Origin of the sequence: Falsiroseomonas oryziterrae, assembly GCF_021864505.1 — a bacterium.
GTDB lineage: Bacteria > Pseudomonadota > Alphaproteobacteria > Acetobacterales > Acetobacteraceae > Falsiroseomonas > Falsiroseomonas oryziterrae.
This window is the reverse complement of sequence record NZ_JAKJIB010000076.1, coordinates 1-13,757: the sequence shown is the minus strand read 5'-3', so window position 1 is coordinate 13,757 and position 13,757 is coordinate 1. Positions and strand designations below refer to the sequence as shown.

The following is a 13,757-nucleotide window of genomic DNA, read 5'->3' as shown; positions in this document are numbered from 1 at the left end:
CGATCAAGCGGCGGCTGCGCGAGGGGCACCTGCAGCGAGGGCGGCCGCCTCGGATCCGGCGGCACCGCCACGGGCACGGCCTGCGGCAGCGGCTGCCGGCCCGGTGGCAAGGTCGGCACGCCTGGCGCCTGCGGACGCAACCCGGATGGAGGCATCTGCGAGGACTGCCCCTGCCCTGGCTGCACCCGCCCTGGATCCGGCGGCGCGACCAGCGGCTGCGCCGTGCCCGATTGCAGGACAGCAGGTCCCTGAGGCGTCGGGCCGCGCACCGGGCCCTGTGCGGCCGGCGGCACCGCGAGCGGCGGCTGCGGCAACGTCTGGACGACCGGCGGCCGGGTCTGCGGCACGGCCACGGGCCCCTGGACGACCTGCCCGGGCAGCGGCGGCACGGCGATCACCGGCGGGACGACCGGCTGCGGCATCTGCGTGACCCCGCCGGGCACAAGCTGCGGCACGGCGCCGCCTCCGGGCGCCGAGAGCGGCGGCGGCACCTGCGCGGGCACCATCATCGGCACGGGCTGCGGCACCGGGACGGGCGTCACGGTCTGGCCCGCCAATGGCGGCACCAGGATCGGCTGCGGCGGGCGCGGCTGCGGGATCGTCGTGACGCCGGGCGGCACGACCTGCGGCCCGCCCCCGCCCCCCGGCGATACGAGCGTCGGCGGCGTCTGGGTCGGCACCACGATCGTCTGTTGCTGCGGCGGCAGCTGGTTGGAATCCGGCACGCGTGCCGGCTGCGGCTGGCCCGTCACCGCAAGCGGGTTCACCGGCACGGCCAGCCCGCAGGCACCGCCATGCGGGTTGTGCGCACCCTGGCACCAGCCGAAGTGGTTGCCGTTGGCCGCGCTCCGCGTCTGCGCCGTCGCCTGCGCCGCTGCCTCCTGCGCCGCCAGCAGCAGCGCGGCGGGCACCAGCGTGCCGAGCAGGACCCTGCGCATCGCCCTCTCCCTCACCACGCCTTGGTCAGCCGCAGATAGGCGGCCGGCTTGAACTGCACGTCGGTGCCGTCGTCCACCAGCGGCACGCCGACCCAGCCCGAGACGGCGAAGCCTTGCGCGAGCCGGACATTCCAGCCGAGGCCCGCCGAGGCAAGGCCGAGGCTCGACCGACCGACCGTTCGCGGCAGCGTCTGGCTTGGCGGGGTGATCGGGAAGTCGTCGTTCCGTCGCACGGCCCCGGCGTCGAGGAAGACGGAGGGGGTGACCGCCTCGACGAAGCGCCAGCCGAGGGGGATATGGCGGCTGAGCTCGAGGGTGCCGATCGCGCCGCTGTCGCCGGTGGCGGTGCCGAGACCGTAGCCGCGCATCCGCTCGCGGTCGCCGAGATAGAGGCGCTCCGTCTCCGGCAGCGAGCGCGGCGAATACTTCGCATAGCCCTCGAGGCGCAGCGCGTAGCCCGCCGCCGGGTCGCCGAGCCGCAGCACCGTCCCGGCCACCGCGCGCAGATGCCAGAAGCTGTCGTCGACGTTCGGATTCCAGCTGCTGTAGGCAGTGCCGAGCGAGAGCGTCAGCCCGAGCCGGAACGCCGGCGCCTGCCGGTCGAAGGAGGTGTAGTAGGCCGCAAGCCGGATCGCGCTCGACCGGTCGGCGCCGATGTCGCTGCCGTCCACGTCAATGGCGCGGTGATCGGCCTCCAGCATCACGTAGAGCGATTCGTCGATCCGCCGACGCAGCGGATAGCCGAGCAGCGCGCCGTAGAACTCGCCGCGCTGCTGCCGGCGCTCCGCCGTGGCGCCTGGGAATTCGCGCGTATAGACGAGGTTGGAGGCGAAGGCCTCCGCATAGAGGCCGTCGTCGCCGATCGGAGCGCGGTAGAAGACCGCGCCGTTGAACCCGCCCTCGCTGGCATTGGTGCGGCTGGTGGCGCCGACGACGACGCGCGCCATGTCGCCAGGGGTGAGCAGCGAATAGACCTCGCCGCTGACGAAGCCGTCCACCGCATTGGCGCGCGGCACGTTGTCCACCAGGGCGGCGACGGCCGAGCGGCGCTGCTGCGCATGGACCGCGAGCCGGTACTCGCCGCTGGCGGGATCCGGCACGAATTCCGAGCGCAGCGCTACCCCCGACAGGTCGCCCGCCAGCATCAGTGCGCGTTCATACGCATCGAGGCCGAGCGGCGAGCCGTCGAGGACAGGGGTCAGGTAGCTCGCGATCCGGTTGCCCATCGCCGGCGCGACGCCGATGACCTCGAGGCGGCGCACGCCGCCCTCATCGACCACGATGCCGCGGCGCCCCGAGGCTGGATCCTGGAAGGCCCGGGCGCGCGCGAGGAACCAGCCATCCTCGTGGTAGAGCCGCTCGACGACGGCGGCGATCGCGGGCAGGCCCGCAGCACCCTCCTGCAGCGCAACGCCCTCGGCATAGGCGAGCAGCGCATCGCGCTCGTAAAGCGTGACCCCATGCAGTTCGACCGGCGCCAGCTCCGCCCGGAGGAGCGGCGCCAGGGCGGCGGATTGCGCGCGCGCCTCACCCGGCAGCGCGGTCGCCCCGGCGAGCACGAGGAGGCAAGCTGCGAGGATCCCCGAGCGGGTGGTCCCGTCTCCACGATCCGGCGTCGAGAGGTTTCGGCTCACGAACAACCTTCCGACGCTGGATGCGGGATGACAAGCGTGAACGCGATTTGGGCGGCCGATCCGGGGTCGCGAAGGCGAATGGGCGCTGACGGATTCGAACCGCCGACCAACGGTGTGTAAAACCGCCGCTCTACCACTGAGCTAAGCGCCCGCGTCCCCCGCCCTACGCTGCCGCGCGCGCAACGCCAAGGCCCGGAAACGCCAAGGCCCGCAAACACGAAGGGCCGGTCCCGCTGGACCGGCCCCCCTGACGCAACCGGCCTATGCCGGTCGGCGCAACCTCAGTTCACCGCGTCCTTCAGGCCCTTGCCGGCCTTGAAGCGGACGGTGGTGCTGGCCGGGATCTTGATCTCCTCGCCCGTGCGCGGGTTGCGGCCCTTGCCGGCCTTCCGCTTCGAGGTCGAGAAGGTGCCGAAGCCGACCAGGCGGACTTCCTGCTTCTTCTTGAGCGACTTGGTGATCGCCTCGAAGACCGCGTCGAGCACGTCGCCCGCCTTCGACTTCGGCATGTCGCCCGCTTCGGCGACGATCGCGACCAGATCCTGCTTGTTCATGTCCTAACCCCCCTAGGGTCTCCCAAGACGAGATGGAGCGGACGGCCCGACTCCGACGCGTCTTGGCGGACACTAGGCGTGCCGTTCCGCTCACGTCAACGTGCGGAGGGCCGATTTCTGGCGGATAACCGCCATTTTCCACAGGCTTGCAACGGCCGCACCGCGGAACGCGCCGCATGCAGCGGCTGGCGCCTCGCAACGCCTTGTGCAGCGCCGCGAATCGAAAGGGCGCCCGCCTCGCGACGGACGCCCTTGCGGAAAGCCGCGCTGCGACGCGACGTCAGTGCGGGCGCACGCCCGCGGCGTCGCCGGCGGCTGTCGCGGGCGGCGTCTCCGCCGGCTCCTCCCAGGTGATCGGCTCCGGCTGACGCACCAGCGCCTTGCCGATCACCTCGTCCACATGGCTGACCGCGATGATCGTCAGCGCCTTCTTCACGCTGTCCGGAATCTCGGCCAGGTCCTTCTCGTTGTCCTTCGGGATGAAGACCGTGGTGACGCCCGCGCGCAGCGCCGCCAGCAGCTTCTCCTTCAGCCCACCGATCGGCAGCACGCGGCCGCGCAGCGTGATCTCGCCCGTCATCGCGACGTCCTTGCGGACGGGGATCGAGGTCAGCACCGACACGATCGACGTCGCCATCGCGATGCCTGCCGACGGACCGTCCTTCGGCGTCGCACCCTCCGGCACGTGCACATGTATGTCGCGCTTCTCGAACAGCGTCGGCTTGACGCCGAACTGCGTCGCGCGCGAGCGGACGTAGCTCATCGCGGCGCTCACGCTCTCCTGCATGACGTCGCCGAGCTTGCCGGTGTGCTTCACCGCGCCCTTGCCCGGAACCATCACGCTCTCGATCGTCAGGATCTCGCCGCCGACCTCGGTCCAGGCGAGGCCGGTGACCACGCCCACCATGTCCTCCGCCTCTGCCTCGCCGTAGCGGAACTTCCGCACGCCGGCGAACTTCTCGAGGTTCTTGACGCTGACCGCGACCTTCTTCGCCTTCTTGGCGACGATCTCGCGCACCGCCTTGCGGGCGACGCCCGACAGCTCGCGCTCGAGGTTGCGCACGCCGGCTTCCCGTGTGTGGTAGCGCACCATGTCGCGGATCGCGTCGTCGCTGATCGTCCACTCACCCTTCTTGAGCCCGTTGGCCTCGGAGACCTTCGGGATCAGGTGGCGCTTGGCGATCTCGACCTTCTCGTCCTCGGTGTAGCCGGGGATGCGGATGATCTCCATGCGGTCGAGCAGCGGCTGCGGCATGCGCAGCGAGTTCGCCGTGGTGACGAACATCACGTCCGACAGGTCGTAGTCCACCTCGAGGTAGTGGTCGTTGAAGGTCCCGTTCTGCTCGGGGTCCAGCACCTCGAGGAGCGCGGCCGAGGGGTCGCCCCGCCAGTCCGCGCCGAGCTTGTCGATCTCATCCAGCAGGAAGAGCGGGTTCGACGACTTCGCCTTCTTCATGCCCTGCACGACCTTGCCGGGCATGGAGCCGATGTAGGTCCGCCGGTGGCCGCGCACCTCCGCCTCGTCCCGCACGCCGCCCAAGGACATGCGCACGAAGTTGCGGCCCGTCGCCTTGGCGATGGACTTGCCGAGCGAGGTCTTGCCGACGCCGGGCGGGCCGACGAGGCAGAGGATCGGCCCACGGATCTTCTGGCTGCGCGCCTGCACCGCCAGGTACTCGATGATCCGTTCCTTGACCTTCTCGAGCCCGTAGTGGTCGGCGTCGAGCACTTGCTCCGCCGCCACGATGTCGTTGCGGATGCGCGTCTTCTTCTTCCACGGGATGCTCAGCATCCAGTCGAGGTAGTTGCGCACCACCGTCGCCTCGGCGCTCATCGGGCTCATGGTGCGGAGCTTCTTCAGCTCCGCCATCGCCTTCTCGCGCGCCTCCTTCGACAGCTTGGTCGCCTTGATCTTGGCCTCGAGCTCGGCGGCCTCGTCCTTGCCGTCCTCGCCCTCGCCGAGCTCCTTCTGGATCGCCTTCAGCTGCTCGTTCAGGTAGTACTCGCGCTGCGTCTTCTCCATCTGCCGCTTCACGCGGTTGCGGATGCGCTTCTCCACCTGCAGCACGCCGATCTCGCCCTCCATATGGGCGAAGACGCGCTCGAGCCGCGGGCCGACGCCGGCGGTCTCCAGCAGTTCCTGCTTCTCGCTGATCTTGAGGTTCAGGTGGCTCGCCACCGTGTCGGCGAGCTTCGACGCGTCCTCGATCTGGTTGATCGAGACCAGGACCTCGGGCGCGATCTTCTTGTTGAGCTTGATGTAGCTCTCGAACTGCGTGACGACGCTGCGCGCCAGCGCCTCCTGCTCGCGCCCCTCGGGGCCCTTCTCCTCGGCCATCGGGCCGGCGAAGGCCTCGAAATAGGGATCGGTGGACTTGTAGGCGTCGATCTTCGCGCGCCGGCCGCCCTCGACCAGCACCTTCACGGTGCCGTCGGGCAGCTTCAGCAGCTGCAGCACGGTGGAGACCGTGCCGACCTTGTAGAGGTCGTCCACCCCCGGATCGTCCTGCGCGGCGTTGCGCTGCGCGACCAGCAGGATCTGCTTGTCGTCGCGCATCACCGCCTCCAGCGCGCGGACCGATTTCTCGCGGCCTACGAAGAGGGGGACGATCATGTGGGGGAAGACGACGATGTCGCGCAGCGGCAGAACCGGGAGCAGTTCGCCGCGGCCGACGGGGGATTCGGGAGTATTGGCCGCCATCAGGACCTCGCTTGGGACGATCGGCGCGGGGCCGCCCACGGCAGGCCTCTCAAGCCTGCCGCTTTCTCGGCACGGCCCCGTCGCCACGGGACTGACATGGAAAGTGGCCCCCCCACCCCCTCGCCGCAAGCACCCAGCCGGCGCATGGCCGACCGGTGTGGCTCCGGGGTGGCGGATGGGGGTTCCAAGGCGCGCTAGCCGGCCGCCTGCTCCGCCTTGCGCTCGCCGTAGATGAAGAGCGGACTGGCGCGGCCCTCGGCGACTTCGCCGTTGACCACGACCTCCTCGACATCCTCGAGGCCGGGCAGGTCGAACATGGTGCCGAGCAGGATGCTCTCCATGATCGAGCGCAGGCCGCGCGCGCCGGTCCGACGCTGGATGGCCCGCGTCGCGACGCTGCGCATCGCGTCCTCGGTGAAGGTGAGCTTCGCCCCCTCCATCTCGAACAGCCGCTGGTACTGCTTGACCAGCGCGTTCTTCGGCTTGGTGAGGATCTCGATCAGCGCCTTCTCGTCCAGGTCCTCGAGGGTGGCGACCACCGGCAGGCGGCCGATGAACTCGGGGATCAGGCCGAACTTCAGCAGGTCCTCGGGCTCCACCTCGCGCAGGATGGCGCCGGTGCGGCGGTCATCCGGCGAGCGCACCTCGGCGCCGAAGCCCATGCCCGAGCCCTTGCCGCGGGCGCCGATGATCTTCTCGAGGCCGGCGAAGGCGCCGCCGCAGATGAACAGGATGTTGGTCGTGTCCACCTGCAGGAATTCCTGCTGCGGATGCTTCCGCCCGCCCTGCGGCGGGACCGAGGCGACCGTGCCCTCCATGATCTTGAGGAGCGCCTGCTGGACGCCCTCCCCGCTCACGTCGCGGGTGATGGAGGGGTTGTCCGACTTGCGGCTGATCTTGTCGACCTCGTCGATGTAGACGATGCCGCGCTGCGCCCGCTCGACATTGTAGTCGGCCGCCTGGAGCAGCTTGAGGATGATGTTCTCGACGTCCTCGCCGACATAGCCGGCCTCGGTCAACGTCGTCGCATCCGCCATGGTGAATGGCACGTCGAGGATTCGGGCCAGCGTCTGGGCGAGCAGCGTCTTGCCCGAGCCGGTGGGCCCGATGAGCATGATGTTGCTCTTCGCGATCTCGACGTCGCCCGACTTTCCGGCATGGGCGAGGCGCTTGTAGTGGTTGTGCACGGCCACCGAGAGCACGCGCTTCGCGTGGTCCTGGCCGATCACGTAATCATCGAGGACCTTGCAAATCTCGCGCGGCGTGGGCACGCCGTCGCGGGACTTCACGAGGTGCGTCTTGTGCTCCTCGCGGATGATGTCCATGCACAACTCGACGCATTCGTCGCAGATGAACACGGTGGGCCCGGCGATGAGCTTCCGGACCTCGTGCTGCGACTTGCCGCAGAACGAGCAGTACAGGGTGTTCTTCGAGTCGCCGGACTTGCTCATGCGCGCTCCAGGAGCCCCGGCCGCCTGCCGGCGGCCGTGGCGTCAGGTCGTGCCCGCCCCCCGGCTGGGAGGTCGGCCATGGGAGACCATAGCCCCCGGGAGCCCCCGGGGAAAGCGGAACCGCCGCCCGGCCCGCCCCGCCAAAGGGGCTTGGCCGTAACGAGCGTGGGAAGGGCCGGGGGAACCCGGCCCGGTACGGTCGGGATCAGCCCTTGGGTGCCTCGGCCGGCGGCATCGGGCGCTGCTCGACCACCTGGTCGATCAGGCCGAACTCGCAGGCCTCGTGGGCGGACATGTAGGTATCGCGCTCCATCTTGGCCTCGATCTCCTCGAGGGGCTGGCCCGTGTGGTGGACATAGATCTTGTTCAGGCGCTCGCGGGTCTTGAGGATCTCGCGCGCCTGGATCGCGATGTCGGAGGCCTGGCCCTGCGCGCCGCCGGAGGGCTGGTGGATCATCACCTGGCTGTTCGGGAGGGCGAAGCGCTTGCCCTTCTCGCCCGCCGTCAGCAGCAGGCTGCCGGCCGAGGCCGCCATGCCGATGCACACCGTCGAGACCGGGGAGCGGATGTACTGCATCGTGTCGTACATCGCGAGGCCGGCCGTCACCACGCCGCCCGGGCTGTTGATGTAGAAGGCGATGTCCTTGTTCGGGTTCTCGCTCTCCAGGAAAAGCAGCTGGGCGCAGACCAGGCTCGCGACCTGGTCGAAGATCGGCCCGGTCAGGAAGATGATCCGCTCCTTCAGGAGGCGGGAGTAGATGTCGAAGGCACGCTCGCCGCGGGCGGTCTGCTCGACCACCATCGGCACCAGGGTGTTGTTGTAGACCTCGACCGGGTCGCGATCGCGAATCATGGGGTGTCCTTGGCTGGCCCGGACTCCCGGGCGGCACGAAAGTTCCCGCCCAATGTGGCCCGCCGGCCCCGACCCGAAAACCCCCCGGAGCCGTTCGTTGCCTCAAACGCCGGCGCCGCCCCCGGCGGCGTCGTGCCGAAGGCACGCCTGCGGCGTGACGCTGGCGCGCCGCAGACTTGGCGCGCCCGGCGACGCTGACGGTCGCGGCGCGGCGGCCCTTTTCGGGCCGCACCCTCCGCAGCCGCGCCCGTTTCGGCGGAAGAGCGCTGAGCGGCCCTACCCCGCCGCCTCCGTCAGCGCCTTCGGCTCCACCGGCGTCTCGGTGACCTTCGCCAGCTCGAGGACGAAGTCCACCACCTTCTCCTCGAAGATCGGCGCGCGCAGCCCCTCGACCGCCTGCGGGTTGGAGCGGAAGAACTCCAGCACCTGCTTCTCCTGGCCCGGGTAGCGGCTGGCTTCCATGCGCATCGCATTGGCCAGCTCGTCGTTCGAGACCTGGATGTTGTTGGTGCGGCCGATCTCCGACAGCAGCAGGCCGAGGCGGATGCGGCGTTCCGCGATGGCGCGGTACTCGGCCTTCAGCGTCGCCTCGTCCTTGCCCTGGTCCTCCTCGTCGAGCTTGCCGGCCTTCATGTCGGCCTCGACGCGCTGCCAGATCTGGCCGAACTCGGCCTCCACCATGCCCTCCGGCACGGTGAAGCTCGCCTTCTCGGAGAGCGCGTCGAGCAGCGCGCGCTTCACCTTCATCCGCGCCAGCGCGTCGTATTCGCGTTGCAGGTTGTCGGTCACGCGCGCCTTCAGCGCGGCGACGTCCTCGACGCCAAGGCGCTTGGCGAAGTCGTCGTCGAGCGCGGGCAGCTTCTTCTCGCGCAGCGTCTTGGCGGTGATCTTGAACACCGCCGCCTTGCCCGCGAGCTCGGCCGAGCCGTACTCGGCCGGGAAGCTCACGTCGATGTCCTTGGTCTCGCCGGCCGACATGCCCTCGAGCTGCTCGGTGAAGCCGGGGATGAAGCCGGTCCCCGCCACCTCGATCGGCATGTCGTTCGCCGTGCCGCCCTTGAACGGCTCGTCGAGGCTGCCGTCGTCCTTCTTCAGGCGCCCCTCGAAGTCGCAGACCAGGATGTCGCCCTTGGCCGCGGGGCGGGCCTCGGCCACGTCCTCGGCGCCGGCCAGCCGCTCGCGCATGGTCTGGAGGAATTCCTCCACCTGCGCCTCGCCCGGCGTCGCCTTCTCCCGCGTCAGCTCGATGCCCGCGAACTCCGGCATCGGGATCTCGGGCAGCAGCTCGAGGTCGAGCTTGTATTCGAGGTCGGCGCCCTCGCTGTAGTTCACCAGCTCGATCTTCGGCTGCAGCGCAGGGCGCAGGCCGCGGTCGGAGATGACCTGGCGCGTCGCCTCGTTCACGCTCTCCTCGAGCACCTCGCCGGCCACCGCCTGGCCGTAGCGCGCCTTGACGACCGCGGGCGGCACCTTGCCCGGGCGGAAGCCGGGCAGGCGGAGCTCGGCGCCGAGCTTCTTGAGGCGGGCATCACGGCGCTCCGCCAGGCTCGCGGCCGGCACGACGACCGTGAACGCCCTCTTCAGCCCTTCGGCGGGCAGCTCGGTGACCTGCATGTGATCCTCGGAATCCCTGTCGCGGCCCCCCGGCGGGCGCCGCCCAAACGCATCAAGCCCGCCCCGTTAGCGCCACGCGCGCCCGGCGGCAATGCCCGCCGGCCCGACATGCCGTCCGGGGGCAGCCGCGCCCCGACAACAGGCGACACCCCGTCAGGATCAGCCCACGCCGGGAGGATGCGGCCCGCAAGGGCCGCCGCGCCCGTGCCGGCCCTTCCGCCCCCCGTGGCCCTGGCGCGGCTCTGCCGCGCCAGGATGAGCCGCGACCCGAGAACGGGCAGCACAACGGGCCCCCGCGGCGACGCCGCAGGCGGCGTCGTCGGGATGCTCAGTGCGGGCGGAGGGACTTGAACCCCCATGGCTTGCGCCACTGGAACCTAAATCCAGCGTGTCTACCGTTCCACCACGCCCGCGCAGGCAGAGAGATGCGGCATCTCACGCCCCCGGTCGAGGGGGGCGCATCGCCCGCGCGCGCTGCCACGTCAGCCGGGCAGCAGCGCCTCCGCGCAGGCATCCAGGATGGCATCGGCGTCGAGGCCGTATTCGCGATAGAGGTCCGGGATGTCGCCCGCCTGGCCGAAGCGGTCCACGCCGAGCGGCACCACCCGCTGGCCGCGCACCGCGCCCATCCAGGCATGCGCCGCCGGATGCCCGTCCAGCACCGTCACCAGCGCCGCATCCGGTGCGAGCGGCGCGAGCAGGCGCTCGATGGTGCAGGGATGGCCGCCGCCGCCCGCGCGACGCGCGCGACGCGAAGCCAGCCATTCGGCATGCAGCCGGTCGGGCGAGGTGACGGCGAGCAGGCCGGCCTCCGGCTCCTCCTCGCGCAGCGCCTCGAAGGCCTCCATCGCCTCGGGCGCAACCGGCCCCTGGTAGGCGATGGCGATGCGCGCGCCGGGCGCCGGCGGCACGGCCCAGTAGCCGCCGGCGATCACGCCGGCCGCGTCGAGGACGCGCTCGGGCTGCGCCAGCCCGCGCGTCGACAGCCGCAGCCACACCGCCGATCCGTCCGGCTTCTGCATGTGCGCGAAGGCGAAGCGCATCAGCACCGCGAGCTCGTCCGCATGCGCCGGCTCGAAGCTCGCGAGCCGGTCCTGCGCGATGCCGATCAGCGGCGTGTTGACGCTCTGGTGCTGGCCGCCCTCGGGGGCGAGCGTCAGCCCGGAGGGCGTCGAGACCAGCAGGAAGCGCGCATCCTGGTAGCAGCCATAGATCAGCGCATCGAGGCCGCGGTTCACGAAGGGGTCGTAGACCGTGCCGACCGGCAGCAGCCGCGCGCCGTAGAGGTCATGGCTGAGGCCGAGCGCCGACATCACGAGGAACAGGTTCTGCTCGGCGATGCCGAGCTCGACATGCTGGCCTTCCGGCGACATGCCCCAGCGCTGCGCGGAGGCGAGCTTGGCGTCGCGGAAGACGTCGTTCTTCTTGTGCCGGTCGAAGATGCCGCGCCGGTTCACCCAGGGGCCGAGATTGGTGCTGACCGTCACGTCGGGGCTCGTGGTGACGATGCGGGCCGCAAGCTCCGCCGCCTCCCCATGGCCGCGGCCGATCTCGGCGAGGATGTCGCCGAAGGCCGCCTGGGTGGAGACCTTGCGCCCGGGCGAGATGCGCGGCGCGGGCAGCTGGGCGGGGACGTGCACCGCCGGCGCGCGCAGCCGGCGGCCCTCGGGCGCGAGCGGCGCGGCGAAGGAGGCGGCGGCGATGAAGGCCTCGAGTTCCGCCTCGGTCGCGTCCAGGCCCTCGAAGCGGTCCCATTCATGGCCGTCGCGGATGCGCATCGCCTGCTTGAAGGCCGCCATCTGCTCCTTCGTCATCAGGCCGGCATGGTTGTCCTTGTGGCCGGCGAAGGGCAGGCCCATGCCCTTGATGGTGTAGGCGATGAAGCAGGTCGGCTGGTCGCCCGCCGCATCCTGCGCGCGGAAGGCTTCCGTCAGCGTCTCGATGTCGTGGCCGCCGAGATTGGTCATCAGCGCGGCCAGCTCGTCATCGGTCAGCGGGTCGATGATGGCGCGCACGCCCCCCTCGCGCCCGAGCTCGGCGAGCAACGCGTTGCGCCAGGCGGCGCCGCCCTGGAAGGTCAGCGCGGCGTAGAGGCTGTTCGGGCAGTCGTCGATCCAGCGCCTGAGCGCATCGCCGCCCGGCCGCGCGAAGGCCGCCTGCAGCCGGCGGCCGTATTTGAGGGTGGCGACGTTCCAGCCCATGTCGCGGAACAGCCCCTCGATCCGGCCGAACAGCCGGTCTGGCACCACGCTGTCGAGGCTCTGGCGGTTGTAGTCCACCACCCACCAGACGTTACGGACGTCGTGCTTCCAGCCTTCGAGCAGCGCCTCGTAGATGTTGCCCTCGTCGAGCTCGGCGTCGCCGACGATCGCGACATGGCGCCCGGCGGGCACGTCGGGCCGCGCGAGGCCGTGCAGGTGGACATAGTCCTGCACCAGGCTCCCGAAGGTCGTCAGCGCGACGCCGAGGCCGACGGAGCCGGTCGAGAAATCCACCTCCGTCCCGTCCTTCACCCGCGACGGGTAGGGCTGGATGCCGCCGAACTCGCGCAGCGTGGCGAGCTTGTCGCGCGACTGCCGGCCGAGCAGGTAGTTGATGGCGTGGAAGACCGGGCCGGCATGCGGCTTCACCGCCACCCGGTCCTGCGGCCGCAGCACCTCGAAATACAGCGCCGCCATGATCGAGACGGCGGAGGCGCAGCTCGCCTGGTGGCCGCCGACCTTCAGCCCGTCGCGATTCGGGCGGATGTGGTTGGCGTGGTGGATCATCCAGGCCGAGAGCCAGAGCAGCTTGCGCTCGACCTGGCGCAGCAGGCGCAGGCGCTCGTCCGCCGTGACCTGCTTCCGGATCGGCTGCTGCGCCGTCATCGCCCGTCTCCGCCCTGCCTCGCCCCGCAAGATAGGGACGCGGCGGCGCGGGGCGAAGCCGGGGGGCGGTTCGTTCGGGAGACGGGGCGCGTCAGCTGCCGAACAGGCTCATGAGCCCCATGCTCTCGTAGGCGTCGCCCAGATGGTAGACATGGTAGATGTCCGGCGCCCCGGGCTGGAAATAGACCGAGACCTCGACGGCGTTGGCGTAGACCGGCGGCTTCCCTGTCTCGACGGTCATCACCGAATCCTTGTTGAGCAGGACATCCACGTCCTGGCTCGGATTCGTCGCCCAGTCCTTGATGTCGTTGATCGCCTCGGCGAAGCAGGCGGCGACTTCGTCCAGGTTGGCGAATGTGTCGAGCAGGATGACCGTGTTCTTGTTCGTCTTCTGGTCGCCATAGGCCTTCAGCTCGAAGTGGCCGACGGCGGTCGGGTGCCGCTTCTTCGTATCGCCGCCGATCCCGTCCTTGATCCCCTTGAGCTTCTGCTCGCGCTTGCCCGTCGGGTTGATCCCTCCGTCGGCGACCTTCATGCGCTTGGTCAGCATCCGCATCGCCTTGCCCTGGGCACTGCGGTCGTTGGTCTTGGTCGCGTCGCCGCCCGCCGTCGTGAGCAGGTGCTTCTTGCCGAAGGAGTTGTAGGTGCCGGCATTCGCCGCCGGTGGCAGGTCGCCCTGGACCTGGATCGAGATCCCGCCGGAATTCCAGATCTGGGTCCGCTCCCGATACGCGACCGTCTGCCCGTCGACCTGGAAATAGGTGAAGAAGTTGTTCTTGGTCGCGACGACAATGCTCTTCGCCGGCATGCTGCGATCCTCCCGCGTTGCGGGCGGCACTGCGCCGCACATGCAACCTGTGCGGGAGGCTAACGTTCAACCGATCGCCGCGTCCACCAGAAGTTGGACGAGCGACAAGCGGCCGTGCCGCCCTCAGCGCATCGCGGTGACGCGGTCCTGGCAGGCGCGGGCGAAGGCCGCGCGCCCGACCGCTTCGAGCCGCGCGAGCAGGTCGCAGAAGACCCAGGCGCGGGCCGGCCAGCCCTCGGTCGCCGGTGCCTCGACGAAGCGGAACTCCGGGGCCGCGCCGAGCCGTACAGCGGCGGCGTAGCGGCGGCCCTCGGGCGTCGGCGACTCCGCCGCCCGC

9 protein-coding genes, 2 tRNA genes and 1 pseudogene are annotated in these 13,757 nt (G+C 70.4%); all 12 read right to left on the bottom strand.

Annotation, left to right across the window (positions count from 1 at the left end; genetic code table 11):
• Window positions 1-938, bottom strand: a pseudogene (locus tag L2I40_RS08875) (hypothetical protein); the annotation flags it as partial.
• A gap of 11 nt (window positions 939-949) precedes the next feature.
• Window positions 950-2,572: a ShlB/FhaC/HecB family hemolysin secretion/activation protein gene (locus L2I40_RS08870; protein ID WP_237214543.1), complete on the bottom strand. Its 1,623-nt coding sequence runs from the start codon at window positions 2,570-2,572 to the stop codon at window positions 950-952.
• A gap of 79 nt (window positions 2,573-2,651) precedes the next feature.
• Window positions 2,652-2,723 (bottom strand) — tRNA-Val (locus tag L2I40_RS08865).
• Window positions 2,724-2,853: 130 nt separating this feature from the next.
• On the bottom strand, window positions 2,854-3,126 hold the full coding sequence (locus L2I40_RS08860) for an HU family DNA-binding protein (protein WP_237214542.1): 273 nt from the start codon (window positions 3,124-3,126) through the stop codon (window positions 2,854-2,856).
• 280 nt (window positions 3,127-3,406) lie between these two features.
• Window positions 3,407-5,827, bottom strand: a complete 2,421-nt coding sequence (lon, locus tag L2I40_RS08855; protein ID WP_237214541.1) for an endopeptidase La — start codon at window positions 5,825-5,827, stop codon at window positions 3,407-3,409.
• Window positions 5,828-6,021: 194 nt separating this feature from the next.
• On the bottom strand, window positions 6,022-7,278 hold the full coding sequence (gene clpX, locus L2I40_RS08850; RefSeq protein WP_237214540.1) for an ATP-dependent Clp protease ATP-binding subunit ClpX: 1,257 nt from the start codon (window positions 7,276-7,278) through the stop codon (window positions 6,022-6,024).
• A gap of 205 nt (window positions 7,279-7,483) precedes the next feature.
• Complete coding sequence (gene clpP, locus L2I40_RS08845) at window positions 7,484-8,131, bottom strand: ATP-dependent Clp endopeptidase proteolytic subunit ClpP (RefSeq protein ID WP_456305736.1); 648 nt, start codon at window positions 8,129-8,131, stop codon at window positions 7,484-7,486.
• A 276-nt stretch (window positions 8,132-8,407) separates the two neighbouring features.
• Window positions 8,408-9,745 carry a trigger factor gene (gene tig / locus L2I40_RS08840; protein WP_237214539.1) on the bottom strand — a complete coding sequence of 446 codons (1,338 nt, stop codon included), beginning with the start codon at window positions 9,743-9,745 and terminating at the stop codon, window positions 8,408-8,410.
• A gap of 332 nt (window positions 9,746-10,077) precedes the next feature.
• Window positions 10,078-10,158, bottom strand: a tRNA-Leu gene (locus L2I40_RS08835).
• Between the two features lie 69 nt (window positions 10,159-10,227).
• Complete coding sequence (locus L2I40_RS08830) at window positions 10,228-12,612, bottom strand: 1-deoxy-D-xylulose-5-phosphate synthase N-terminal domain-containing protein (RefSeq protein WP_237214538.1); 2,385 nt, start codon at window positions 12,610-12,612, stop codon at window positions 10,228-10,230.
• 91 nt (window positions 12,613-12,703) lie between these two features.
• Window positions 12,704-13,420 carry a hypothetical protein gene (locus tag L2I40_RS08825; protein ID WP_237214537.1) on the bottom strand — a complete coding sequence of 239 codons (717 nt, stop codon included), beginning with the start codon at window positions 13,418-13,420 and terminating at the stop codon, window positions 12,704-12,706.
• Window positions 13,421-13,543: 123 nt separating this feature from the next.
• Window positions 13,544-13,757: hypothetical protein (locus tag L2I40_RS08820; RefSeq protein WP_237214536.1), on the bottom strand; the 214-nt coding region annotated here is incomplete at its 5' end.

Coding starts and splice junctions, on each gene's coding strand:
- L2I40_RS08860 (WP_237214542.1), bottom strand. CDS start 3,126: ATGAACAAGCAGGATCTGGTCGCGATCGTCGCCGAAGCGGGCGACATG.
- lon (WP_237214541.1), bottom strand. CDS start 5,827: ATGGCGGCCAATACTCCCGAATCCCCCGTCGGCCGCGGCGAACTGCTC.
- clpX (WP_237214540.1), bottom strand. CDS start 7,278: ATGAGCAAGTCCGGCGACTCGAAGAACACCCTGTACTGCTCGTTCTGC.
- clpP (WP_456305736.1), bottom strand. CDS start 8,131: ATGATTCGCGATCGCGACCCGGTCGAGGTCTACAACAACACCCTGGTG.
- tig (WP_237214539.1), bottom strand. CDS start 9,745: ATGCAGGTCACCGAGCTGCCCGCCGAAGGGCTGAAGAGGGCGTTCACG.
- L2I40_RS08830 (WP_237214538.1), bottom strand. CDS start 12,612: ATGACGGCGCAGCAGCCGATCCGGAAGCAGGTCACGGCGGACGAGCGC.
- L2I40_RS08825 (WP_237214537.1), bottom strand. CDS start 13,420: ATGCCGGCGAAGAGCATTGTCGTCGCGACCAAGAACAACTTCTTCACC.